Here is a 25,010-nt window from a genome sequence, read left to right on the forward strand (position 1 = left end):
TGATATGGTATATCATAAAATAAGAAATGAAGATGATTTGGTATATCAACCACTCGTATCAGGGATATGAAATGATGATTTGATAGAGACTAAGGAGGCCAATATTTTGGGATACAATGAAATTCCTGCATCGGTCAAAAGCTTTATGGATCAAATTACAGAGCTATGCGGCCAGGAGCATGCCCGTTGGGCCGAGAACTTTAACGCCTGCTTCGCCAATACGCTGTTGACGACGGTTAAGCGTCAGCCAGACGGTACGACCTTCCTATTGACCGGGGATATTCCGGCAATGTGGCTGCGCGACTCGACTGCCCAGGTACGACCATATCTTGTCATTGCCAAGCAGGATGCCGATCTTGGAGAGATGATCGCCGGCCTGGTCGAGCGTCAGCTCCAATATATTAACATGGACCCGTATGCCAATGCTTTTAATGAAGAAGGAAATAATGCCGGGCATCAGACAGACCATACAGCAATGACGCCGTGGATCTGGGAGCGCAAGTATGAGATCGACTCGCTTTGTTACCCGCTCCAGCTTAGCTATCTGCTATGGAAGTCAACCGGGCGTACAGCGCAGTTCAATGATACATTCCAACAAGCGGTACGCAACGTCCTAGAGGTATGGGAGACTGAGCAGGATCATAACCGCTCGCCATACACTTTTGTGCGTGATACAACTCGCCTTGAGGATACGCTTGTCAGAGACGGCAAGGGATCGCCAGTTGCCCCTACCGGCATGACCTGGTCCGGCTTCCGCCCGAGCGATGATGCTTGCCGTTACGGCTATCTCGTTCCATCCAACATGTTTGCAGTTGTTGTTCTCGATTATTTACGGGAAATTTACCAGGATATCCTGAAGGACAACTCCTTGATCGCACGGATCACCAAACTGCGTGAGGATATTGAACAAGGCTTGCAGAAGCATGCCAAGGTTTCCAATGCGAGCGGCGAGACGGTATACGCTTATGAAGTTGACGGTCTAGGAAATTATAGCATTATGGATGATTCGAATGTTCCGAATCTGTTGTCCGCTCCTTACTTGGGCTACTGCGACAGCAATGATCCTATGTATCTTTCTACACGCAAGACCTTGCTGAGTGCCGAGAATCCGTTCTTCTATGAAGGAAGTTATGCGAAGGGAATCGGCAGCTCGCATACGCCGGAGAATTACGTATGGCCTATCGCGCTGGCGATGGAAGGAATGACAACTGACGATAAGGCGGAGAAGGAGCGCATCCTCAATCTGCTGGTGGAGTGTGATGCCGGCACTAAGCTGATGCATGAAGGTTTTGATGTGAATGATCCGACGAAATATACGAGGGAATGGTTCTCTTGGGCGAATATGATGTTCTGCGAGTTGGTCATGGATTATTTCGACATCAGCATCAACAAATAAGAGGATAATGAATAAGCCCAACCTTCTCATATTGAGAATAGGACTTTTTGAACCTTGATTAGACTAAGGACTAGTTCAACTAAGAACTGGTTCAACTAAGAAGTAATTCTTGAACAAATATGAGGTTGTACAAACAAGGGAGACGATCAGAAGATGAAAAAAGTATACATTGTATCTCACAGCCACTGGGACCGTGAATGGTATTTGCCTTATGAGCAGCACCATATGCGCTTGATTCAGCTTGTGGATGATCTGCTGGAACTGTTCGAGACGGATCCGGAATTCAAGAGCTTCCATCTTGACGGTCAGACGATTATTCTCGACGACTATGTGCAGGTTCGTCCGGAGAAGAAGCCGCTGCTGGAGAAGTATATCCGTGAAGGACGCTTTAAAATCGGACCGTTCTATATTTTGCAGGATGACTTCCTGATCAGCAGCGAAGCTAACACGCGCAATATGCTGATCGGTTTTGAAGAGAGCAAGAAATGGGGCTCCCCAGTCAAGCTTGGTTATTTCCCGGATACGTTCGGAAATATGGGACAGACACCGCAAATTATGCGCGAGGCTGGACTGGATGTCGCAGCCTTCGGCCGCGGCGTGAAGCCGACAGGCTTCAACAATGTCGTGATCAATGATGAGAAATATGCCTCGCAATATTCTGAAATGTGGTGGGAAGGTCCGGACGGCTCGAAAATTCTCGGCCTCTTATTCGCTAACTGGTACAGCAACGGCAACGAGATTCCGGTAGACAAGGAAGAAGCCAAGCTGTTCTGGGACCGCAAGCTTGCGGATGCCTCACAATATGCTTCCACCGGTCATTTGCTGATGATGAATGGCTGTGACCATCAGCCTGTACAGAAGGATTTGTCTGCTGCGATTCGCGTTGCAAATGAGCTGTATCCGGAGATTGAGTTCGTTCATAGCAGCTTCGAGGAATATATCGCAGCGTTGAAAGCGGACTTGCCGCAAGAATTGAGCACCGTTTCCGGCGAGTTGACGAGCCAAGAGACCGATGGCTGGTATACGCTGGCTAATACGTCTTCGGCCCGTGTCTATCTGAAGCAGATGAACACCGAAGTAGAACGCCAGCTGGAAAATATCGCAGAGCCGCTGGCAACGATGGCTTATACCACTGCTGAGCAGTATCCGCATGACACTTTGCGTTATGCATGGAAGACGCTGATGCAGAACCATCCGCATGATAGCATCTGTGGCTGCAGCATCGATGAAGTTCACCAGGAGATGGTCACTCGCTTCCAAAAAGCGAAGGAAGTGGGCAAATTCGTAGCTGATGAAGCCGCTGAGGCGTTGATGGCTCAGATCGATACCAGCGCTTTCCCAGAAGGCTCGAAGCCTTTCGTTATTTTCAATACGGCGGGTTCAGCAAAGACGGACGTAGCAGAAGTAACGATCGAATGGACGAGAAAGCCGTTCTCACAAGGGAAGCCTTCCAATCTCTATTATGAGCTGAAGGAGACCAAGCTTCCGGAGCTTGCCGTTGTAAACGCCCAAGGCAAGACCGTTGCAGCTGAAATTATCGACGAAGGTGTTACTTTTGGCTATGATCTCCCTAAGGATAAATTCCGCCAGCCTTATATGGGACGTTATGTGAAGGTACGGATGTTTATGGAGCAAATGCCTGCTATGGCTTGGGAGTCCTTCGCGCTGGTAGAAGGTGCAGCCGCAGATTTGCAAGCGGACGAGGCTATCGTCAAGGAGCAAGGGCGTCTGCTGGAAAATGAATTCCTGAAGGTGATCATTCAAGAGGACGGTTCGTTGGATGTACAGAATAAAGAGACGGGCAAGGAATATACTGGTTTGATGGTATTTGAGAATGTTGGTGATATCGCCAATGAGTATATTTTCAAGCAGCCAGTCGGAGATCAAGCGATTCTCTCCTCGGGCAAAAAAGCAAAAATTACCGTTCAATCGGCAAATGCCTTCGCCGCAGAAGTGCTGGTCGAGCAGGAGCTGGAAATTCCAGTATCGGCCGATGAACGTTTGGAAGAAGAAATGAAAGCTGTAATCGAGTTCCGTGATCGCAAAGCTCAGCGCTCCAAAGAGACGGCTATTTTCAAAATTTCAACCAAGATCAAGTTGCAAAAAGGCAGCAAGCAATTGCAATTCGAGACTTCATATAACAACCAAATGAAGGATCACCGCCTGCGCGTCTTGTTCCCGACTGGAATCGAGGCGGCGTATCATGAAGCCGAGAGCATCTATGAAGTGGTACAGCGTCCTAACAAGGTAGATCGGGCTTGGGAAAATCCAACGAATCCGCAGCATCAGCATTCCTTCGTTAATATTCATAACGATGAGCACGGCGTTACAGTTGCGAACTTCGGACTAAATGAGTACGAAGTGTTGTCGGATCGAGGGACGATTGCAGTGACCCTGCTTCGCGCAGTAGGTGAGCTTGGCGACTGGGGTTACTTCCCGACACCTGAAGCACAATGCCTTGGCGAACATACCGTTAGATTTGCTGTTGCATTCCATGGCGATGAAGCGGATAAGCTGAGAACTTACCATGAAGCGATGAACTTCCAGGTTCCGTTCAGCGCTTACCAGACCACGAAGCATGTCGGACAATATGCCGCCGATCATCAATACATGAAGATCGAAGGCGACGCTTTCGCACTGACTGCATTCAAGCGCAAAGAGCATTCGGTCGAGATCGTAACGAGAGGCTTCAATATGACCGGTACCGAGCAGCCGCTTCGCCTGTCGATCGCCGAGCTTGCTCCACAGCGCTGCAATCTGCTGGAAGAGCCCGTTGATGTTAAGGTCACTGATCAGATCAAACCGGCTGAGATTGTAAGCTATAGCTGGAGCAAATAAGTAAATAAATACGGTTAGTTTCCGAGTATCATCTGAACAGGTTCCTTATTTGCCGTTACAGCGGCTAAGGAGCCTGTTTTGTTTAATATAAGCTATAATGGTATTTGCTAAAATACAAATATCTGAACATGCACAAGCCATGGATTAAGAACGGGGGAAAACCATGCGATTAGGATCTATTGAAGGTGGAGGAACGAAGTTTGTATGCGGAATCGGAAATGAGGAAGGGGAGATTGCAGAACGAATATCTTTTCCGACGACAACGCCTATGGAGACGCTGGACAAAGCGGTCGAGTTCTTCAAGGATAAAGGAATTCAAGCGCTTGGGTTTGGCAGCTTCGGCCCGGTTGATGTGAATAAACAGAGCGATACCTACGGCTCCGTGATGAAGACGCCCAAGCCGAATTGGGGCGGCTACCGAGTGGTGGACCATATTAAGCGCAGCTTGAACGTACCGGTCGGTTTTGATACGGATGTGAATGCCGCGGCGCTGGGAGAAGCCACCTGGGGAGCGGCCAGAGGATTGGATAGCTGTCTATATATTACCGTTGGCACCGGTATCGGAGCGGGAGCCGTCGCCGAAGGCAATCTGATTCATGGATTGATGCATCCTGAAATGGGCCATATTCTAATCAGACGCCATCCAGATGACCACTATGCAGGCCATTGTCCGTTTCATCGGGATTGTCTGGAAGGACTTGCGGCAGGTCCAGCGATTGAAGCAAGATGGGGCAGACAAGGTCATGAGCTCGATGAGAATCATTTGGCCTGGAAGATAGAGAGCTACTATCTTGCCCAAGCGCTAATGAACTATATCCTTATCCTCTCGCCGAAGAAGATTGTAATGGGCGGGGGCGTTATGGGCCAAGAGCAATTGTTTCCTTTGATTCGTGAGCAGCTAAGTCAGCTCCTAAATGGATATATACATCATTCCGCCCTGAGTTCCGGCATAGACGATTACATCGTTCCGCCGGGATTAGGCAGCAATGCAGGCCTGTGTGGTGGCTTGGCATTGGCCAAGCAGACCCTTGTAGAATAGAGCAGGATGGAGCAATAGCAAATATGAAAGGAAAATAACCCAGAAGCCCGGCAGAGATGCCGGGCTTTTTTGTCGAACGCATAAATGAGCGATGGACAGTCATAATAGGAAGGATAGCCCTGGGGCTGTCCCATTTCGGATAAGGACATCTTAGAAAGGCTGATTAATTTGGAGCTTAATGAGTGGCTGTTCTATTTCTTTGTATATTCTCTTTGCGGATTTCTGCTTGAGAATGTGTACAGCTGGTTCACGGCGGGAGTGTTCTGGAAGGAAGGTTTTCTAAAGGGGCCCTTTAAACCGATGTACGGATTTGCACCGTTATTTTTGCTAATGCTGTCCGAAGTTGTACAGAGCAAGCCGATCCTGTGGCTCGCCTGCCTGCTAATACCTACTGCCGTTGAATATGTCAGCGGTCTGCTGCTGCATAAGCTATTCGGCCGAAGATGGTGGGATTATTCAGACTATCACATTCAGCTGGACGGGTACATATGCCTGCGCTTCTCATTGTATTGGGGAGGGTTGTCATATGTTTTTCTACAGTTTATTCATCCGGTTGTACAGGGGATTTATGACGGAATGGCGGGGTTATGGACGATTGCCGGTCCAATTCTTCTGCTGTTATTCATGATCGATATGCTGTTGACTTATTGGGTCCGGCGCAAAGCCTGGAAGCAAGAGCTGATTTGACAAATTTTATTGTGGAGGCGCAGGAAAATGAAGTTCAACAAGGCAAGATGGAGTATCGTTATGGCTCTCACTTTGGTAGTGATGATGAGTTCTGTACCCGCAAGTTACGCATCCGGAATTGATGGGGAGTCAGGGAACGGAGTTGCTCCATCCGAATCGAAGACGAATACAGGTGCCGAGCAGAGGCTCGCGATCATTATCGATGACTTTGGCAACGATATGAAAGGAACGGAAGAGATCCTCAGTCTTCCGGTGAAGCTTACCGTAGCGGTTATGCCATTTCTTAGAACGAGTGAAAAAGATGCCCGCATGGCTCATGAGAAGGGACATGATGTGATCATTCATTTGCCGATGGAGCCGAAGCAAGGGAAGCCGGAGTGGCTGGGTCCAGGTGCGATTCTGTCCAATATGAGCGATGCGGAGGTTAGGGAGAAGGTGGAGGCGGCCATTAAAAATATCCCTTACGCTGTTGGAATCAATAATCATATGGGCTCCAAAATAACCGGTGACAAGCGGATTATGGGTGTCATTCTGGAGGTATGCAAGGAACATGGCCTCTTCTTCGTGGACAGCAAGACGAATTATCGTTCGATCGTAGGTGAAATATGTGATGAGAAAGGGCTGCCGCGGCTTCAAAATGACATTTTCCTCGATGATGTTCATTCGGTCAGCCATGTGACAGGACAGCTCAGGAAGGTACAAGAGCGGCTGCAACAGCAAAAACTATGTGTGACCATTGGTCATGTCGGGGTTGGCGGACTTATGACGGCAGAGGCGTTGAAGCGAACGATTCCGGAAATGAAGCAGCGGGGAATTCATTTTGTAGGTATGCTGGATGTGGCCCAGGCAAAAGAAAATCCCGGGAATCCGGGACTTGGGGTTACATTACCGTAAAATATTGAACTATACCGGCGTAAATCGCCTCGGCAATCTTTTGTTGACCGCGTTTGCTAGTAAGCATGGCGCGGTCTTCGTTATTGCTGATAAAACCCGTCTCTACAATGACTGCAGGCGAATCGACATGTCTTAGCAAATAGAAAGGTTCACCAACTTCAGGCAAGCGATGGCTGTCATACAGCGTATCAAGCGAATTCTGAATCGAAGTAGCCAGGAACGCGCTTCGACCGTCATTCTGATGAAGCACTAGCGGGCCGCGCCGCGCTTTGTTGCGTCCCCAATTGACATGCATGCTGACGACGATGGAAGCGGGCACCTCTTCACTAAGCTCCTTGCGTTGGGCCAGGTCCCGAATATGACGGGAACGGCTCTTCAACCAGCGGTTCTCATCACTCAGGGCATAGTCGCCTGTCCGGTTCAATATAGTGCGATACCCATGGCTTCGAAGAAGCATATACAATCTGCGGCTGATGTCAAGATTGATGTCCTTCTCAAGGATGTCTCCAAAGGAAGTCCCACCATCAATTCCGCCGTGTCCGACATCGATTAGGATCACCGGTTCGGGAAAGGCGTATTTTAAATTATCAACATCTGCCGAGACCGGGGTGCTGTCGGCCCATAAATTGAAGAGCATGAGAGCAGCAGCAAGCAGAACAGGTAGTTTTCTTCTCATGACCTCACCTTTCAGGATTTCCGTTTTTATCTTCCAGTCTGTGTTCAAAAAGTTTGTTTTTGCCCGAAGCTTATGCTTCCGTGAACCTCTCCTTGAAACGCTTCAGTTGGATGAAACTGCCATTCTGAGGTGTGGAGCTCCATGTTTTCGCAGAAAAAGACTTCGTAAACATATGCATGTAGCGAGTTCGTGGCACCTGAGAGGTTTCCGCAGGAAACATGACTTCGTAAGCATTCGTATAGAAAATCGACTGAATGCAAGCTTCGATACGAGCGTTTCTTGATTCATTTCGTGTTAGATATAGAATGGATTTGTTGTTATCTCGGCTGATGAAATTCTATATCCCAAGAAAACCTTCCTTTGGATTGGCGGTCAATCATTCTTGGATGACACCGATTGGTATTCTTAGCTAAAGCGGAATTTGAACTACCTCTTCATCTATATTGAGCGAAAATAAGCGAAAACATGCATCTCCCTCAGATTCGATTCCAAGTTTATTTGACTGGATTATGGAGCAAACTACGTTTAGATAGCTATAACCAAAAGGAGGTGGAATATATGTCCAGCAAGGGTGATGAGCTGGTGAAATACATTACGGAGCGGGTTGTTGATTATGTGGAGACACCAAGAGACGTCAGACGTGAACGTTCCCGAGGCAGGCAGAGCTGGTCGCAGACCTGGTTTGGAATGATCCCATTCTCAATCTCGCTCTGGGTACGGCAAATTCCGTTCCATCGGATACGCATCAAAAGCAAGGAATACCGCATCAAAGGAAGGGACCCATCTTCACGTAATGTGTAAATGATAAAAAGCGAAACAAGCTGCCGAATCAATCGGACAGCTTGTTTGTGTTTTGCCCCTCCCCTACCGGTCGAAAGTACGGCAGGGGAGAGGGGATCGGTCAGTAAGCTACGAATTTGCCTGCGTCAAGCATGGCCTCGAGGGCGATCCATCGGGGTGAGGATGTCGTTCCGCTCTGAACATAAATGGATGCCTCCGAGGATGAATAAGCATCAGCATCGGCTGAAGATGGCTGCCACAGCTGATATCCGGATACAGGCAACGGTACGGAATAAGTGCGGTCCCCGCTGGAGGAGACAAATATGAGACGTTTAGCGGCAGTAATAATCCGTTCAAATGATTGCGGGTTAATATCCAGAGCCTTGCTGGTCATCCACATGATATTATCATATGGATCAAACTGGACTGCGGTTTGTACGGTCTGGGGGGCTGGGATCAAATCTGAATTATGATGACTCCCGGCGGCGGAACCGGGAGGTGTATAATGGGCAGCCTGCTTGGCAAAGCTCTGCAGAGTCTCCGGTAAATCTTCACCATTCAGCGCATTTAGAAAATGGGAGAAACCTTCCTTGCTGCGAATTCCAATGCCCCACTCTGCAAGCGTAGGTCCAGCATAGAGCGGAACGATCTTGCGGTTGGTATTGGAGTCGAGCTTAATGCCGATATTGTCCAGACCCGATTGAAGTGCAGATGGCGAGAATAGGGAGTCTTCACCTGTTCCATATTCGATCAGCTTGTATTCGCCCCGGTCGGTCGCGGAGATGATCAAATAACCATTTGAAGTCGAGGGGCTTTCAGCAGATTTACTTTGTTCATCAGTACAAATGGTGACCAGCCAGCTGTGAGTCCCTGGTCCCAGCGGCTCGATGACCGTCTCGGCATTCTTCCAGTGGGCGAGCGGCTTTGTCGCTGAGAGACGAAGGATTGTATCTTCGGCAAATTGCGTGAGCCCAACAGGCGCCACCGTTTGAATAGAGGAAGTTTGATTTGGCGCGGCCAGCGTTCGCGCAATAAATACCTGGGCTTCAAATCCGGTCGGGAGGAGAAAGCCTGTACATAGCAATATTTTCAACACCAGTGAGATCGGTTTACGGAAATTTACATGCATCAGACGCGAGTCACCCCTGTCATTAATTTATATCGCTTGTCCCATTGTACAAAAGCTGTCGCAAAAAGAGTGTTGCAACCTGTCAGACGGGTATGAGACAGGTTGCTTCTTTTTTTGTGACCTTTTAGCGAGAAGCGTCAATTTCTGGCCCCGGCGTCATCAACGCGGCGAACGCAGGTGAAAGATGCCGTAGTTGATGACGGATGCGACAATTCTCGGCTCGTACTGCCAGCGGATTTCACTGCGCCTTGCTTCATATTGCCCGGCGATCTCTTGCTTGCGTTCTTCATCAGAATCGTTTAATAGAGGTTGATAATAGGCATCAATGAGCTCAAGCTCCTCCCTCAGCCTGATGGCCGCTGCATCTGCCCAGGACATATCATAGGTAGACAGCTTATCGCGAAGCCTCTGTTCGAGGGCATCCCTGCCCTCCGCAGGGGACAGCTCGGATGGCTCGATACTGACATTCTCAGGCAAGCGGGGAACTAGCTGTATGCCTGCCAGCCGGTTGGAGAACAGCTCATCAATTCGGCCGTTTAATAGAGAGATGCCGATAAAATGCATCTCCTCCCGCTTGATATCGCAGCAAAATTCCAGCTTGAAGCAAACTCCAAGCCACGGCTCATAAGAGGCCGGAAAGAGGGTCATACGCTGCCGTTGTCCGGGGTCCTCAAACAAATAGACACAGCGACCTCCTTGTCTGGCGGCCGTGAAGATTTGCTTGAGCCGTGGGCTGCCGAACGTGAGCACTTCCTTCTGAATTCGTCCGGGTCCCAGGATCGGAAGAGGACGGATGGGTCCGAAATAGCGGCCAAGTACGCTGTCATCCGCCGCTCCGGGTGCTTGCGGCTGCCCCGCAGTTTGCGTGGAGCCAAGCTGGGGCGCTCCTGAGCCAACGCCAGGCTTCGCGCTGCTTGTGTTATCGCTCCGCTCCTGCAGCGCCTCATACCCCTCGGCATCAAATACAAACGAGAAGCTCATCGTCTCCGGCTCCACGCCGGTACGCTCTACGAATCCCCAGTAGTAAGGGCGATTCGTCAGATCGCGATCCGCCTGCGGCGAAAGCTTGACGGTCACATGATACGGGGATTTCTCAAGGATTTGGCATTCTGTAGCGTCCAGATATGTCATGACATACTGTTGTATTTGATCTTGTGTCATCGTCATATGTCAATCATCCTCCAAGCAGCTGCTCAAAATTTCCATCCTGCTCCCGTTCAGAAATTTCACGGTCCAGTTCGGATTTGATCGTGTTCAGTGAGTTGCCGAGGGAATCCACACCCTTGGCAATCTCCTCATCGCTGCTCGATTCCAGCAAAATCTTGTAGATGCTCTTTTCGAGCGAGCCTTTTTTCTCGAACCGCTCAAGGATGACATCAAGCTGGCCAATGACCGATTCGAACAAATTGATTTTCTCATGCAGCAGGTTCACGATATGCTCTTCAATTGTGCCTTTGGTCGATAAATTGTATATATTCACATCGTTTTGCTGACCTAGCCGATGTACCCGTCCAATTCGCTGCTCGACCCGCATCGGATTCCAGGGCAGATCGAAGTTGATCATATTGTGGCAGAATTGCAGGTTGATCCCTTCTCCCCCAGCTTCGGTGGCGATCATCACCTGGGCCTTACCGCGGAACAGATCCATCATCCAGTCCTTTTTGCCCCGGTTCATACCGCCACGGTAAGGAACGCAGACAAGATTGCGCTCGCTGAAATATTTCAATAAATATTCCTGGGTCGCCCGATATTCCGTAAATACGATCACTTTCTCATTCATCTCACGGATCAGTTCCATCGTCTTCTCCGCTTTGCTGTTCGCTTGAATCGTCTTAATAATTCCGACCAGATCCCAGATATCGTCACGCAGTGGAGAATCCGGGGCCAGCTTCTTGGACAGATTGACCAGCGTGACGAAGACGGCATCGCGGCTGCTGCATACTTCCCTCTGCAGAGTAACCAGAGAGAACATACTGCCCATATCACCGCCTGCTGCCCGATATTGGTTCTTAATAAAGGAAGTTACGCCATTGTAGAGGTTCTTCTCCTCGGGAGAGAGCTCAACATGCACATTGCGCACGATTCTCTTCTTGAAGTCCAATTGGCCTTCACCGCGACGATTTCGGATCAATACTTTTGACAGCTCGCCCTTGAGGGCTTGCTCGTTCTTGGCAATGCGTTTGTCGAGAACAAAATTAGCCGCAAAATCGCTTTGCCCCCCAAGCTGACCTGGCTTAAGCAAGGTAATCAGGTTGAACAGTTCGCTCAAGTCGTTCTGGATCGGGGTTGCGGTCAGGAGCAGGCAGTATTTTTTGCGCAATTGCAGCATGAACTGATAGTTGGTTGATTTTTTGTTTTTTAGTTTATGCGCTTCATCGACAATGACCATATCATACTCATAATCAGTCAGAATTTTCTTGTGAGGGTCGCGCTTGGCCGTATCCATCGAAGCCACGACGATATCGTTATGCCAGGAATGCTCTTTCTTCTGGGCTACCGCAGAGATACCGAACTTCTGATTTAATTCTCTCACCCATTGCAGAACCAGCGAGGCTGGAACGAGAATGAGAACCTTCTTGACAAGTCCGCGAATGATATATTCTTTCAGAATCAGTCCAGCTTCGATCGTCTTGCCCAGCCCAACCTCATCGGCAAGAATAGCTCTGCCGCGCATCTCGAACATCACCTTCTGTGCCGTATCAATCTGATGGGGCAGCGGGTCAAATTGCTGAAGATGGCCGAGGCATAACATCTCTTCAAAACTGGTAACGAGCAGGGAAGCTTCGGCCTGGGTACCCAGATTGAACAATCTCCAATCATCCCAGGGGCCGCCTTTTTTCAATCTCATATCAAGATCTTCATACCAATTCCGTTCAAATTCGATGGGAACACCGGCTAACATAGGCTTCATGTCCGGATTTGGGGGATGAGGGTTCATTGATAATATAACCTCCCTTTTGTCTAACGACTCGTTGTCTAGTTGCTGTAGGTAGTATGGACGAAAAACAAAAAGGATATAACTTGGGCCCAAATAGATAGCAATTTGGAGCATTTAGAAGTTTGGACAGGAAGGGGTAGCTATAATAGTCTGAATTAAACTAATGATCGTTGTGACAACCATATGTAGTGTAGTATAATGGACTAAGCACACTACATATTGAGATTTGTACATATTATTGTAACAATTCCAGGTGTGCAAATGCATAACAGGAACCATGTTTGAAGGGTTCAATCTCGTAATTACTGCTTGATTCCGGTTATATTCCTGTCAGCGGCAGCTCCGCTAAGCGGTATTACTTTTTTGAGCTTGTTTTTTTGTGTTTTTGTTGAAATTTGCTAACACTATATCAGTTGTTATTATTTATGATTCGGATGGAATCGGACAAGAATCGGCTGAAAGGTGCAGAACAGTTTTGATAAATTAGGAGGGTGTTTTCTTTGAAAACGAAGCAAAATCAGCGCCTGGAAGGGCTAAGCGAGAAAATCTTCTTGGATAGGTACGCTTGGAAGAATCCTGATCCGAGCCATGCCAAGGTTGGAGACGTTGTTCTTGTCCTGACCAAGGATGACCCTAAATTCCCGACGAAGGAAGTTGGCGAAGTGATCGCTCGCGACGGCCAGTCGGTTACTGTCAAGACACGCAGCGGTGCGCTGGTAGAAGCAGATGTCGAGAAGCTGACGTTGAATATTGAGAAGACACCGGAAGAAATGTGGGATCGATTGGCTCATGCGATGGCTTCGGTGGAGGAAACGCCAGAGAAGCAAGCGGAGTGGTCGGATAAATTTCGTGGTATATTGGAAGATTGGAAGCTTGTTCCAGGCGGGCGGATTGCCGCAGGGGCAGGAGCCAGCGATGAGCTCACCTTGTTCAACTGCTACGTCATTCCTTCTGCGAAGGATAGCCGTGGCGGTATTATGGAGACTTTGAGTGAAATGACGGAGATTATGGCCCGCGGCGGCGGTGTCGGAATCAATCTCAGTTCGCTTCGTCCGCGTCGTGCGGTGGTTAAAGGCGTTAACGGTTCATCGAGCGGTGCGGTATCCTGGGGCGGATTGTTCAGCTATACGACAGGACTGATCGAGCAAGGGGGCAGCCGTCGCGGCGCTTTGATGCTTATGATCAACGACTGGCATCCGGATGTGCTTGATTTCATTACGGTTAAGCAGACAATGGGACAAGTCACGAACGCGAACCTGTCGGTATGCGTAAGCAACGCCTTTATGAAGGCTGTCAAAGAGGATTTGGATTGGGAATTGGTCTTCCCGGACACCACTGATGACGATTACACTGAAGTCTGGGATGGCGATCTTGATAAATGGAAAGCTGCCGGACGTAAAGTTGTCCATTACCGGACAGTGAAGGCTCGGAAAATCTGGCATACGATCATCGAATCGGCTTGGAAATCGGCTGAGCCTGGGGTTGTATTCATGGAATACTACAATCAAATGTCGAACAGCTGGTATTTTAACCCGATCATCTGCACGAACCCGTGCGGAGAGCAAGGTTTGCCTGGCTGGGGCGTATGCAATCTGTCGGCGATTAATTTGTCCAAATTTTATGATGAAGAGAACCATGAAGTGGATTGGGACGAACTGGCGGTTACGACGCGTTATTCTGTGCGTTTTCTGGATAATGTGATCACCAGGACGCCCTATCACTTTGAAGAAAATGAGCAGAATCAGAAGAAGGAACGCCGCGTAGGTTTGGGAACGATGGGACTGGCCGAGCTTATGATCAAGCTTCGTATCCGTTACGGCAGTCCGGAATCGCTGGAATTCCTTGATAAATTGTACGGTTTTATCGCCAAGGAAGCCTATCTTGCATCTGCCGAGATTGCTGCTGAGAAAGGATCTTTCCCTGCATTTGAAGCGGACAAATATTTGCAAAGCGGCTTTATGAAGGTGATGACGGAGGTATATCCGGAGGTGGAAGAGGCGATTCGTGAGCAAGGGGTTCGCAATGTAACCCTGATTACACAGGCTCCGACCGGAAGTACAGGTACGATGGTGGGTACATCGACAGGCATTGAACCTTATTTTGCTTTCAAATATTATCGTCAAAGCCGGCTTGGCTTCGACGAGCAATTTGTACCAATCGCTCAGGAATGGATGGATGCGCATCCGGGTGAAGAACTGCCCGATTATTACGTGACGGCGATGAGCTTGTCTGCAGAGGATCACATCCGCGTGCAAGCGGCGATCCAACGCTGGGTAGACAGCTCGATCTCCAAGACGGCGAACTGCCCGTCCGATTTCACAGTTGAAGATACGAAGCGTTTGTATGAGCTTGCCTTCGATCTCGGGTGCAAAGGGGTTACGATCTACCGCGATGGCAGCCGTGATGTGCAAGTTCTGCAGACCGAGAAGAAGGAAGACAAGGAGGCCAAGGCCACTGCTGTGAGTGAAGCTGCATCGACTGGCGGATCGGCAGAGGACAACAATCCTAGTATCGCTGTTGGTAAGAAAGCGGTGGAGGATAAGCAATATAAGAAACGTCCCCAAGTGCTTCGCGGTGCTACGTACAAGATCAACACGCCGTTTGGCATGGCCTACATTACGATTAACGATCTGAACGGAATTCCGGGCGAGATCTTCCTGAATGTCGGCAAGGCGGGTTCTGACGTATTCGCGATGGCCGAAGCGCTGGGCCGTGTCTGCTCCTTGTTCCTCCGTTATGGGGATCATGGGGAGAAGGTAGAATTGCTGATCAAGCATCTGAAGGGAATCGGCGGCTCCGGTGCGATCGGTTTCGGTCCGAACCGCGTTGAATCCATTGCTGACGCCGTTGCCAAGGCGTTGGAAATTCATGTGCAAAGCGACCATTTCGGCGGAGACCATGATCCGGCTCCGGTTGCTGCGACGTTAGCTCATCAGCATGACGAGCAGACCCAGGACCATAATCACGATAACGACCAACGGTATAATGCGCCAGCCGCCTCGCGCGACCTGTGCCCATCCTGCGGCTCGGCCTCGCTGATCAATATCGAGGGCTGCAAGACCTGCAGCAGCTGCGGATATAGCAAGTGCGGATAAGAAAAGTAAAACTAAAGCAAAAAGAAACCAGGCCTATTCTATTTGATAGGCCTGGTTTCTTTTTTATTTATCCAAAAGTGATTATACCCTGGTACAGAGCTACAGCGTTAGTTTGCAAAAAGAATCACTTACTGTTTGTCTGAATATTTGCGGAAGAAGCGAATAAGTTTATATGGAAACGCTTTCTATGGAGGAGGGATACAGATGGGGAAAGCAACTCGTAAATGGGGACTCCTATCACTAACGCTTTTGTTAGCGATGACGGTTGGCTGTTCCGGTTCAAGTCCGGGTTCAGGCACAACGTCAAATGACAAGGGCAATGCAGAGGCTCCGGTGAAGGAAGGCAGCGACAAAGGGACAACGGCGACTGCCAAGAAGACGATTACGATTACCTATCGCGACGATGGTATTGGTGAAAAAGGAGTTTTGTACCAATGGATTAAAGATGTGGCTTCAAGGTATCCAAATCAGGAGGTAGAGATCAAACCTACACCGATTCAGGCATCGGAAGGGGACTATTTTGCTAAAATCGCCCTGGCCCTCAAATCGAAAGATACGGCCCCGGATATCGTCACAGAGGATACGTTTATGCTGAATTCGGATGCTAGCGCGGGGTTCCTCGAACCGCTCGATGAGCGATTGAAAGGCTGGGAGGATTGGAGCAACGGTTCGTTTATCGAAGCTATGAAGAAGGGCGTTACCGCTAGCGATGGAAAAATATATGGTGTTCCTTACAATACGGATTCAAGGGGACTTTGGTATAACAAGGAGATCTTTAAGTCGGTGGGACTTCCAGAAGATTGGAACCCCAAAACATGGGAAGAAGTTCTGTCGGCTGCCAGAGTCATCAAAGAAAAAGCGGGCAGCGATGTCGTGCCTATCTGGATGAACATGGGGAAAGCGACGGGGGAAGCAACCTCGATGCAAACCTACGAAATGCTGCTGTATGGAACAGGGGAACGACTATATGATGAAGCAAGCGGTAAATGGATCGTGAAAAGTGAAGGAATCACCGAAGCGTTATCTTTTATTGAGACGATTATAAAGGAAAAGCTGGGACCGCCGCTATCCAAAGTATTGAACGGGCAGGCCGGCAATACAGCAACTCGGGAATACTTGCCAAAAGGCAAGCTTGGCATATTGTTGGACGGATCGTGGATTACAGGCAACTATCTGGATAATGGAGCGGCTCCGTGGCCGGAATACAAAGATGTCCTTGGATTTGCGCCGATGCCTACGAACAACGGGCAGGCTCCAGGTTCGATTACGCTCGCAGGAGGCTGGGCTCTGTCCATTCCAGCCAACGCACAGCATAAGGATGAAGCCTGGGACTTTATCCAATTTGCTCTAAATAAGGAGAACACTCAAAAGCTGGTTATAGCGTCCGGGAATATAACGGTGCGGGCTGATGTGGGCAAAGATGCTGAATATACGAAAATGCCATTTAACGAAATTGCAACGGAATATTTGAAAAACGCAGAATTCAGACCAGCCCAGGATAAATATCCGGAAGTGTCGACACAAATTCAAACGATGGTTGAATCGGTTGCCTCGGGTACTTCCGCTGCAGATGCTGCTCAAAAGTATACGCAAGACGTCACCCGAATTGTCGGTCAGGATCATATCCTGGAAAAATAAATAGCTCCGCATGCCTGCGCTTAGCTGTAATTTGCGAAGTGCGGGCATGTGGTGTCTCATTCATCCGAGAAAGGAGAAACATTCATGAGCGTCGTCTCTATCCCGTCCCGGACATTACGAAGAAAAAATTGGACATGGCTTTATTTTCTGCTGCCATCCATTGCGATAATGCTGCTGTTTTTTATCTATCCGATCCTGCTGACGTTTTTTTATTCTTTCACGAATCTGGCATTAACCGGAGAGGCAGCCAAAGAGCTGAAATTTGTTGGACTTGCTAATTACACCCGAATGTTTCATGACCCTACGGTCAGAATCAGTATTTGGAATACATTGGTTTTCTTGATCGGCTCTGCGGTGATTGGTCAGCAGGTGCTTGGTTTTCTAATCGCTTTGCTCATGAAACATAAAAATAAGACGTTTCGGCGTTTTATAGGTACGATTGTGTTGGCCGGGTGGGTTACGCCTGAAATTGTGTGCGCCCTTTGTTTGTATAGTTTTTTTGGCGATGAAGGGACACTGAATATGATTTTATCCCTTTTTGCTATTCCTCAGGTTACCTGGCTGTTTACCGTTCCGATGTTAGCTATTGTTTTGGGGAATATCTGGCATGGAACCGCCTTTTCTATGATTGTCTTTCAGGCGGCGCTTGATAATGTGCCAAGCGAGATCGAAGAGGCTGCGGTCGTGGACGGTGCATCGAAACTGCAAATATTATTTCGGATTACAATTCCTTATATCAAGCAGACGATCACCACCAATATGATGCTTGTTACGCTGCAGACGCTGGGCGTGTTTGGACTCATCTATGCTATGACAGGGGGCGGCCCGGGAACCAAAACGACGACATTGCCGATTTTTATGTACAACCAGGCTTTTGTGAATTATCAGCTTGGTTATGGCACGGCGATTTCACTCCTTCTACTGCTCCTGGGGATCGTGCTCAGTCTGTTCTATATCCGTTCGTTAAAAGAGTAAAGGGGACTTCGCATGAATACGATACAGCGCAAGCTTATATATCGCATCCTTCCGTATGCCATTTTATCGTTGATAGGGATTTGTTTTCTGCTGCCGCTTCTATGGGTGCTGGTGGCATCCGTTGATCTCAATGCGATGCAATCTCTAAAAATGCCCAAGCAGTTAACGATGATAAATTATGTAGATGTGCTTACCAGCCCTGAGAATCAACGTTCTTTTGTCATTGGTCTCTTGATGTCTTTGGGTCAAGCCGCTATCGTGGTTGTGCTGGCGCTATTGGCGGCTTATCCGTTGTCTCGTTACCAGCTGAAGTTTAAGAAGCCGTTTATGCTCACCATTCTCTTTATGACCTCGCTGCCTATTACGGCTGTGATGGTACCGGTGTATCAGCTGTTTCTGAGCCTCAAACTGTATGACAATGTTTTTGGGGTTGTGCTCTTTTATGTAGCTTCTTCTATGCCTTATGGCATCTGGATGACTAAAAATTTTATGGATTCCGTTCCCGAAGATTTGGAGGAAGCGGCGTGGGTAGATGGCGCATCCGTGTTCACTAGTATACGAAAAATCATCGCCCCCCTGATGGTGCCCGGGATTTGTACAGTAGCCATCTTTACGTTCTCTGGGAGCTGGGGCAATTTCTTCGTTCCATACATTTTGCTGCAAACTCCGGAGAATTTCCCTGCCTCCTTGAAACTGTACCAGTTTTTTGGCCAATACGGCATGGTCGATTACGGACGATTAGCTTCATTTTCTGTGCTTTACGCGATCCCGTCGATCGTGCTGTACATCCTTTCTCAGCGATTTATGTCCAAAGGGTTCAGCATGCAGGGGGGGACGAAGGGGTGAAGAATGGTTTAGCACAAAGTTGAACTTTACACCATCAAATAGACGATACCCAAATAGAAATGTTGGGCCTTTGTCCGGAACTCCATGGGCAGCGGCCTTTTTGTATTGCTTGCAATACATCATCTTTGAAACAGAATATAACCAGCCCTGCCGCTTTCTAGCTTCGTCTTTCTTATGTTCTGGGCGATTTCCAATTCAGGAAACCGCCCCAAAGTGTATCTAAGACTTATTGTTTATTGTTAGTATCTTCGCTTTCCTGGTCACCTTATTGGTTAAGAAGAGGGAAGGAATGAACATGACCAATGTCAAGGCACTGGAAACCAAAAAGGCAGCATGATAAGCGGACGTTAGATTAGAAAGACTGGGTTCCAAATGATTCATTTGCTGGGCTACAATGGTCGCTAATAATGCTGAACCAAACGCCCCGCCAATATTTTGGATAATACGCGTCGCAATACTGGCTTGAGGTATTTGATTTTTGGAAAGACCGGTATAAGAATCCGTCATGATTGGAATCGTGATTCCGCCCACACCCATTCCGCGAATAAATAGAACAACCGCCATGACCCCGTAGTTTGTGTTTTGTGTGAACCAAAGGAACGGTATTGTTCCAATCAAAGTAATGACGATCGCGATCATCACCACGATTTTTGCTCCAAATTTATCTATCATTTTTCCGATCACCGGCCTCGCCACCAGCATGCCCAGTCCCTGCGGAATGAGGGAAAGGCCTGTGAGAACTACGGAGTCATTTCTAATATTTTGGAAGAATAAAGGCAGAAGCAGCATAGCTCCGTTCGTTCCAATTCCGGCTAAGACCAATGAGATAATAGATGCAGAGAAGCTTCTATATTTAAACAGGTTTAAAGGAACCACGACCTTCTTCGGTTTTGAAAATGCGTAAATGACATAAACTACCGTCAAAATTACACCTATGATAATAAACGCAATGGCTTTCGCATTGCCGAATCCAGAGCCCGATGCTGCTTGGGTAATTCCATAAATATAGCTGACTGAAAGAGCACCTAACACGATGATGCCGAACCCATCAAGCTTGGCTTGTTTATTGGCAGCAGGAAAGCTGGGCAGCTTTTTATAAATAAAGTATAATGCAATCACTCCAAACGGAATGTTTACAAAGAAAATCCAGCGCCAAGAGAAATATTCGACAATGCCCCCACCGATGACTGGCCCTAATATAGGTCCAAGAATAATAGGCAAACCAACAATAGACATCAATTTCCCCATGTTTTCTTGTCCGGCTGCTTTAACTAGTAATGTGGTTAATAACGGGATAATCAGTCCGGCACTAAAACCTTGAATCAGACGGAAAGCAATTAGGCTTTCGATACTCCAGGAAATACCTGAAAGGATGGAGCTTATTAAAAATAGCAATTCAGCCGCTAAATAAATATGTTTTCCATCAAACCTGTTGATGAGCCATCCGGAAAAGGGAACGGCAATCGCTGTTGCCAGGACATAACCGGTAATGACCCATTGAATAGTATCAAGCGAGCTATGAAAGTCATAAGCAAATTGATTGACTGCAATGTTTACCATCGTTGTATCGAGCATGGGTGCAACGGCACCAAGAACAAGAATCAGCGCCATGCGGATCAGTTCTTTTGGCAGCTTCTCTTCCATTTTTGTTGTCATCCAGGTTTGCACACTCCTTCAAAATAAGATGCAATTTGTATCTTGCTTTAGGAGTATACACCCGAATTAAATAAAGTACAATATGTACCTTAAAATATGTTAAAATAATGGATAGTAATGAAGCGGGAGGATCTACCATGGTAAATGAACGAAGACGCGGCGAAGAGTTAGAAGAGGCCATTCTCGAGGCGGCCTACGAAATTATTCATAAATCAGGTTATGAAAGTATGACATTTCAAAATGTGGCAAAACAGGCGGAAACCAGTCGTACAGTTATCTATCGTCGTTATGAGACGCAGGTCGATCTGCTGCATGCTTTGGTAAGTTATAAATCCAGACAGGTGATTGGCGGAGATATGATTGATCTGGTCCGGGATCAAGGAAGTTTGCGTCAGGATTTATTAAGTGTTGTCGAAATTTATCAGCAATTTTTTGAAACCATAAGTTCAGAGGTTCTTAGTGCGACTTTATTGGTGTTAAGTCAGAAGAATGAGAGTGTCAGAGAATGGTTAAGAGGTGCGCGTAACAGCAATATGCAGGTCATGAAGAAGGTCGAAGGTTTTGCCAAAAAACGAGGAGAGATACAACATGATTTTACAACCATGCAAATGAGTTTGCCCTTTGATTTTTTACGGGTTGAAAATATAATTCGTGGTGGAGCTGTAACGAAGGAGTATCAGATCCAATTGGTCGATGAGGTCCTTTTACCGATTTTCTCGGGACAAGCCCAATTATAATAGAGGTTGTTCCAAGGTCCGTTTTTGAAGTATCCAGGCATCAAATTTTGAATTCAGCCGGGCCTAGGCAAATGGAATACCAAGTTATGTTTCTTGCGGACACATCTCAGGGCTCGTGCTTCAAAACAAGCTATGCCAAATGCCAAATACAGATGCCATATGCATATGCACATGCTTCCGTGGTTGTTTTCTATGAAAACGTGTAGCTCCATCCTCGACCCCTGGCTCTATCCTACTGGGTATTTTGGAAAAACGAACATCAGAAGCATAAGCTTCGGTGCTGCACACGGGAGTTTCTGTACATGTACTAATAAAGGGCTGGCGGTCAGTTTTTCTTTTTTGATCACTTGGGACATATGTCCTTCCCCGGATGCTCCAATCTGATTTTAAATAATAACATAGTGAATCGATAATTAGGGTTGGGGGAGCGAGAGATGGCAGGAATCATATTTGCATTGTTAGGCGGAGCGCTTATTACGCTGCAAGGCGTGGCGAACTCCCGGATCAGTCAAGATATCGGCACTTGGCAAGCGGCGACGATTACCCAGTTCACCGGATTTTTGCTGGCTTTTCTTCTTCTGCTTATCGTCCGGGACGGACTGTGGAGAAGGGTGAGGCAAGTGAAGCCGCTCTATTTGACTAGTGGAGCCTTGGCGGCAATCATCATTTCCGGCAATATCACGTCCATTCATCACATCGGCGTTACATTGACAATAGCCGTCGTATTGATTGCTCAGCTAGGTATAACCTTTATAATCGACAGCAGGGGATGGTTCGGGGTAGTGAAGCAAAAGATGAAGCTATCGCACTTCATAGGCATCGCGATGATGGTCGCCGGTGTGATCATCATGAAGATGTAATTTTGCAGTAGAGGGGAGGGCATGTGATGAAAGAGATTAAGGATCGTGAGCAACTGGCTCACTATATGCAGATACATCAGATTGCCTCGACATTTAACGCGAATATCATGCCGCATTTGACCCTTTACAGCTATGATCAGGGGGAACACATCTGCTCGCAGGGCGATCCTGCCGAGTACTTGTACGTTCTAGTAAAAGGGAAGGTGAAGGTTCATAACACCTCAGCGGAAGGAAAGGCGCTGATCATATCGTTCAAAACAGCGCTGGAGGTGATTGGGGATATTGAATATGTGCAAGGGATCGACTTTATGAATTCGGTCGAGGCTGTATCGTCTATTCATTTGATTGCTGTTCACAATCGCTGGCTGCATCAATACGGAGCCAATGACGCAGAGCTGCTTCGTTTTCTGCTCAAGATCATTACGACGAAGTTTTGCACGAAATCCGATTCATTAAACTTTAATCTGATGTATCCGGTGGAGGCGCGCTTGGCCAGTTATCTCTTATCCATGTCGTATGACGATTCAGATCCGCGATTTAATGGTCAGCTCAGTACGGTCAGCTTGCGGGATGTAGCCAACTTTCTCGGGACCAGCTATAGACACCTAAACCGGGTTATCCATAAATTTTGCGAAGAGGGCTTGGTTGAACGCAATCGCGGATTTATTTATGTGAAGGATCGGGAACGATTGCGTGCATTGGCAGGTCATAATATATATGAGACATGAGAGGAGAAGCTTATGATTGCAGGCTTGATATTGGCACTTCTTGCTGGCTCGCTTGTGGGGATTCAAAATGTATTTAACAGCAAAGTGAATGAGGGCGTGGGCATATGGACGACAACGGTGATCGTGCTTGCCATGGGATTTTTCGCTTCCTTCAGTATTGGCCTGGCTGTGGAAGGCAGGCAGTTGTTCGATTGGTCTAATATGAAGACGTGGTACTGGTTCAGCGGCATTATTGGGGTAGGTGTGGTTCTTTCGGTGGTACAGGGAGTGAAGCGGCTTGGTCCGACGTTTGCGATCTCGATCGTGATGGCGTCCCAGATCGGTATTGCTTTGTTGTTCGACTCACTGGGACTGCTTGGCTTGGATAAGGTTCTTTTTACGGGGAAACAAGCTATCGGGGTGCTGGTCATCGTTGGCGGCATTATCATATTTAAGACAGGTGACCGGCGCAGAGATAACCGCAATACGGTTCGGAGCCGGCGGGCTGCTTAAGAAGATATATAATAATAACCTAGGTAGAGAATTTGGGATTGGAGAGAATCATGATGAAGGCTTATCGGACATTATTATTTGACGTAGATGATACATTATTGGACTTTAAGGCAGCGGAAAGACTGGCATTGCGCTTATTATTCGAGGAACAGCAGATGGAGCTTACGGAAGAAATCGAAGCGCATTATGAACACGTGAATCAGGGGTTATGGAGGGCCTTTGAAGAGGGGCGTATCGATCGCCATGAAGTCGTAAACACTCGATTTGCTCTGCTATTGAAGGAGTATGGGCATGAAGTGGATGGCGTTCTGCTAGAGCAGCGATATCGCAGTTATCTGGAGCAGGGGCATCAGCTTATCGACGGGGCCCTGGAATTAATTTCGGCACTGCAAGGCGGGTATGACCTGCACATCGTGACGAACGGCGTGTCGAAGACACAGGATCGCCGGCTTCGTGATTCAGGTCTGCATCCGATGTTTACGAATATTTTTGTATCGGAGGATACGGGTTATCAGAAACCGATGAAAGAGTTCTTTGATTATGTGTTCGCCCGCATTCCTGATTTTAACCCGCAGCGGGCATTAATTATCGGAGATTCGTTAAGCTCGGATATTAAGGGCGGACAGCTGGCAGGTATGGATACATGCTGGTACAATCCCATAGGAAAAGAGAATAATACGGATATCGTTCCAACCTATGAAATTCGTACACTTCAGGAGTTATATCAGATATTAGGGATACAGAGAGCTAGATAAAATTACGAATACTTTTGTGAAAATAAAAGAGAGCGCGATAAGGAACGATTCCAATCGCGCTCTTTTTGCCGATCTGTTGGAGAGGCAGATCGAGTCAGGGCTTGGATAACTCATAGAGAAGTCACCTCTTTCCTCCACGCATAATTTGTGTTATTATATTACCGACAGACAGTCGGTCTACAAGCTTTTTTAATCAAGGAGGTGCAGCAAATGAGGGTCGTCAAAGATGCTGAAGAGCGCAGAAATGAAATTCTTGATGCAGCGGATGAGCTGTTTGCGCAGAAGGGCTTTGATGGCACAAGTACAAACGACATTCTCGAAAAGGTCGGGATTGCGCGGGGAACGCTGTATTATCATTTCAAGTCCAAGGAAGATATTATGGACGCGCTTATTGATCGATATAGTGTACGGCTATTGGGGACGGCGCAAGGAATTGCCGTGGACAGGGGCATCCCCGTTGTCGAGCGTATAATCCGTGTGATCATGGCACTGAATATCAGCGGTGATGAAAGCAGTCAGGAGATTATGGAGCATATTCATAAGCCACAGAACGCGCTGATGCATCACAAAATACAGAAGATGCTGATTAACGGTGTTACACCCATCCTGGCGGATATGATTCGTGAAGGCATCACGCTGGGACTGTTCAATACGCCGTTTCCGTATGAGTGCATGGAGATGGTCATGATTTATGCCAATACGATTTTTGATAAGGATATGGTTCCAATGACGAACGAGGAGCTCACTCAGCGGGCGCAGGCGCTCGTATATAACATTGAGAGGCTGCTGGGCGCTGAGAGCGGAAGCCTTGTGCAGGCCATGCAGATGTTCGGCAGCTAAATGGAGGCAGT

The 25,010-nt window shown here is 47.8% G+C and carries 21 protein-coding genes; 16 read left to right on the forward strand and 5 right to left on the reverse strand.

Annotated features, from left to right (window positions below; genetic code table 11):
- Window positions 1–106 precede the first annotated feature (106 nt).
- The 5 genes from BN1360_RS14580 (at window position 107) to BN1360_RS14600 (ending at window position 6,854) form a co-directional block, all read left to right on the forward strand.
- Window positions 107–1,396: a glycoside hydrolase family 125 protein gene (locus tag BN1360_RS14580; protein ID WP_068780580.1), complete on the forward strand. Its 1,290-nt coding sequence runs from the start codon at window positions 107–109 to the stop codon at window positions 1,394–1,396.
- 153 nt (window positions 1,397–1,549) lie between these two features.
- A complete protein-coding gene (locus BN1360_RS14585) occupies window positions 1,550–4,234 on the forward strand; it encodes an alpha-mannosidase (protein WP_068780581.1) in 2,685 nt (894 codons plus the stop codon).
- Between the two features lie 163 nt (window positions 4,235–4,397).
- Entirely contained in the window at window positions 4,398–5,273 is an 876-nt protein-coding gene (locus BN1360_RS14590) for an ROK family protein (RefSeq protein WP_068780582.1), read from the forward strand.
- Window positions 5,274–5,441: 168 nt separating this feature from the next.
- Entirely contained in the window at window positions 5,442–5,960 is a 519-nt protein-coding gene (locus BN1360_RS14595; protein WP_068780583.1) for a putative ABC transporter permease, read from the forward strand.
- Window positions 5,961–5,987: 27 nt separating this feature from the next.
- A complete protein-coding gene (locus BN1360_RS14600; RefSeq protein WP_068780584.1) occupies window positions 5,988–6,854 on the forward strand; it encodes a divergent polysaccharide deacetylase family protein in 867 nt (288 codons plus the stop codon).
- Here BN1360_RS14600 and BN1360_RS14605 read toward each other — a convergent pair.
- Window positions 6,841–7,530, reverse strand: coding sequence for an N-acetylmuramoyl-L-alanine amidase family protein (locus tag BN1360_RS14605; protein ID WP_068780585.1), 690 nt, complete (start codon window positions 7,528–7,530; stop codon window positions 6,841–6,843). The genes BN1360_RS14600 and BN1360_RS14605 overlap by 14 nt on opposite strands.
- 558 nt (window positions 7,531–8,088) lie before the next feature.
- Between BN1360_RS14605 and BN1360_RS14610 the strand changes: the two genes are divergently transcribed.
- A complete protein-coding gene (locus BN1360_RS14610; RefSeq protein WP_068780586.1) occupies window positions 8,089–8,331 on the forward strand; it encodes a YqzE family protein in 243 nt (80 codons plus the stop codon).
- A 100-nt stretch (window positions 8,332–8,431) separates the two neighbouring features.
- Here BN1360_RS14610 and BN1360_RS14615 read toward each other — a convergent pair whose 3' ends face one another.
- The 3 genes from BN1360_RS14615 to BN1360_RS14625 form a co-directional block, all read right to left on the reverse strand.
- The gene (locus BN1360_RS14615) at window positions 8,432–9,439 is read right to left on the reverse strand and encodes a hypothetical protein (RefSeq protein WP_068780587.1); all 1,008 of its coding nucleotides are present in this window, start codon (window positions 9,437–9,439) and stop codon (window positions 8,432–8,434) included.
- 159 nt (window positions 9,440–9,598) lie between these two features.
- A complete protein-coding gene (locus BN1360_RS14620) occupies window positions 9,599–10,606 on the reverse strand; it encodes a YqhG family protein (RefSeq protein WP_068780588.1) in 1,008 nt (335 codons plus the stop codon).
- A 7-nt stretch (window positions 10,607–10,613) separates the two neighbouring features.
- Entirely contained in the window at window positions 10,614–12,377 is a 1,764-nt protein-coding gene (locus tag BN1360_RS14625; RefSeq protein ID WP_068780589.1) for a DEAD/DEAH box helicase, read from the reverse strand.
- 500 nt (window positions 12,378–12,877) lie between these two features.
- Between BN1360_RS14625 and BN1360_RS14630 the strand changes: the two genes are divergently transcribed.
- The 4 genes from BN1360_RS14630 (at window position 12,878) to BN1360_RS14645 (ending at window position 18,931) form a co-directional block, all read left to right on the forward strand.
- On the forward strand, window positions 12,878–15,472 hold the full coding sequence (locus BN1360_RS14630; RefSeq protein WP_068780590.1) for an adenosylcobalamin-dependent ribonucleoside-diphosphate reductase: 2,595 nt from the start codon (window positions 12,878–12,880) through the stop codon (window positions 15,470–15,472).
- Between the two features lie 258 nt (window positions 15,473–15,730).
- Window positions 15,731–17,110 carry an ABC transporter substrate-binding protein gene (locus BN1360_RS14635; RefSeq protein WP_195714317.1) on the forward strand — a complete coding sequence of 460 codons (1,380 nt, stop codon included), beginning with the start codon at window positions 15,731–15,733 and terminating at the stop codon, window positions 17,108–17,110.
- A gap of 84 nt (window positions 17,111–17,194) precedes the next feature.
- Complete coding sequence (locus BN1360_RS14640; protein WP_068780592.1) at window positions 17,195–18,085, forward strand: carbohydrate ABC transporter permease; 891 nt, start codon at window positions 17,195–17,197, stop codon at window positions 18,083–18,085.
- 12 nt (window positions 18,086–18,097) lie between these two features.
- Window positions 18,098–18,931 carry a carbohydrate ABC transporter permease gene (locus tag BN1360_RS14645; protein WP_068780593.1) on the forward strand — a complete coding sequence of 278 codons (834 nt, stop codon included), beginning with the start codon at window positions 18,098–18,100 and terminating at the stop codon, window positions 18,929–18,931.
- A 219-nt stretch (window positions 18,932–19,150) separates the two neighbouring features.
- Here the strand turns inward: BN1360_RS14645 and BN1360_RS14650 are convergent, their stop codons facing one another.
- Window positions 19,151–20,587: an MDR family MFS transporter gene (locus BN1360_RS14650; RefSeq protein WP_068780594.1), complete on the reverse strand. Its 1,437-nt coding sequence runs from the start codon at window positions 20,585–20,587 to the stop codon at window positions 19,151–19,153.
- A gap of 137 nt (window positions 20,588–20,724) precedes the next feature.
- Between BN1360_RS14650 and BN1360_RS14655 the strand changes: the two genes are divergently transcribed.
- From BN1360_RS14655 to BN1360_RS14680, 6 genes are all read left to right on the forward strand, one after another.
- Window positions 20,725–21,324 (forward strand): TetR/AcrR family transcriptional regulator, encoded by a 600-nt coding sequence (locus tag BN1360_RS14655; RefSeq protein WP_068780595.1) that lies wholly within the window; start codon window positions 20,725–20,727, stop codon window positions 21,322–21,324.
- Between the two features lie 434 nt (window positions 21,325–21,758).
- Window positions 21,759–22,184 (forward strand): DMT family transporter, encoded by a 426-nt coding sequence (locus BN1360_RS14660; protein WP_068780596.1) that lies wholly within the window; start codon window positions 21,759–21,761, stop codon window positions 22,182–22,184.
- Window positions 22,185–22,210: 26 nt separating this feature from the next.
- Window positions 22,211–22,912 carry a Crp/Fnr family transcriptional regulator gene (locus BN1360_RS14665; RefSeq protein ID WP_068780597.1) on the forward strand — a complete coding sequence of 234 codons (702 nt, stop codon included), beginning with the start codon at window positions 22,211–22,213 and terminating at the stop codon, window positions 22,910–22,912.
- A 12-nt stretch (window positions 22,913–22,924) separates the two neighbouring features.
- Window positions 22,925–23,404, forward strand: coding sequence for a DMT family transporter (locus tag BN1360_RS14670; protein WP_068780598.1), 480 nt, complete (start codon window positions 22,925–22,927; stop codon window positions 23,402–23,404).
- A gap of 53 nt (window positions 23,405–23,457) precedes the next feature.
- Window positions 23,458–24,159 (forward strand): YjjG family noncanonical pyrimidine nucleotidase, encoded by a 702-nt coding sequence (locus BN1360_RS14675; RefSeq protein WP_068780599.1) that lies wholly within the window; start codon window positions 23,458–23,460, stop codon window positions 24,157–24,159.
- Between the two features lie 210 nt (window positions 24,160–24,369).
- Window positions 24,370–24,999, forward strand: a complete 630-nt coding sequence (locus BN1360_RS14680; RefSeq protein ID WP_068780600.1) for a TetR/AcrR family transcriptional regulator — start codon at window positions 24,370–24,372, stop codon at window positions 24,997–24,999.
- Window positions 25,000–25,010 lie beyond the last annotated feature (11 nt).

The organism is Paenibacillus sp. GM2, assembly GCF_900069005.2.
In the GTDB taxonomy this organism is placed as follows: domain Bacteria; phylum Bacillota; class Bacilli; order Paenibacillales; family Paenibacillaceae; genus Fontibacillus.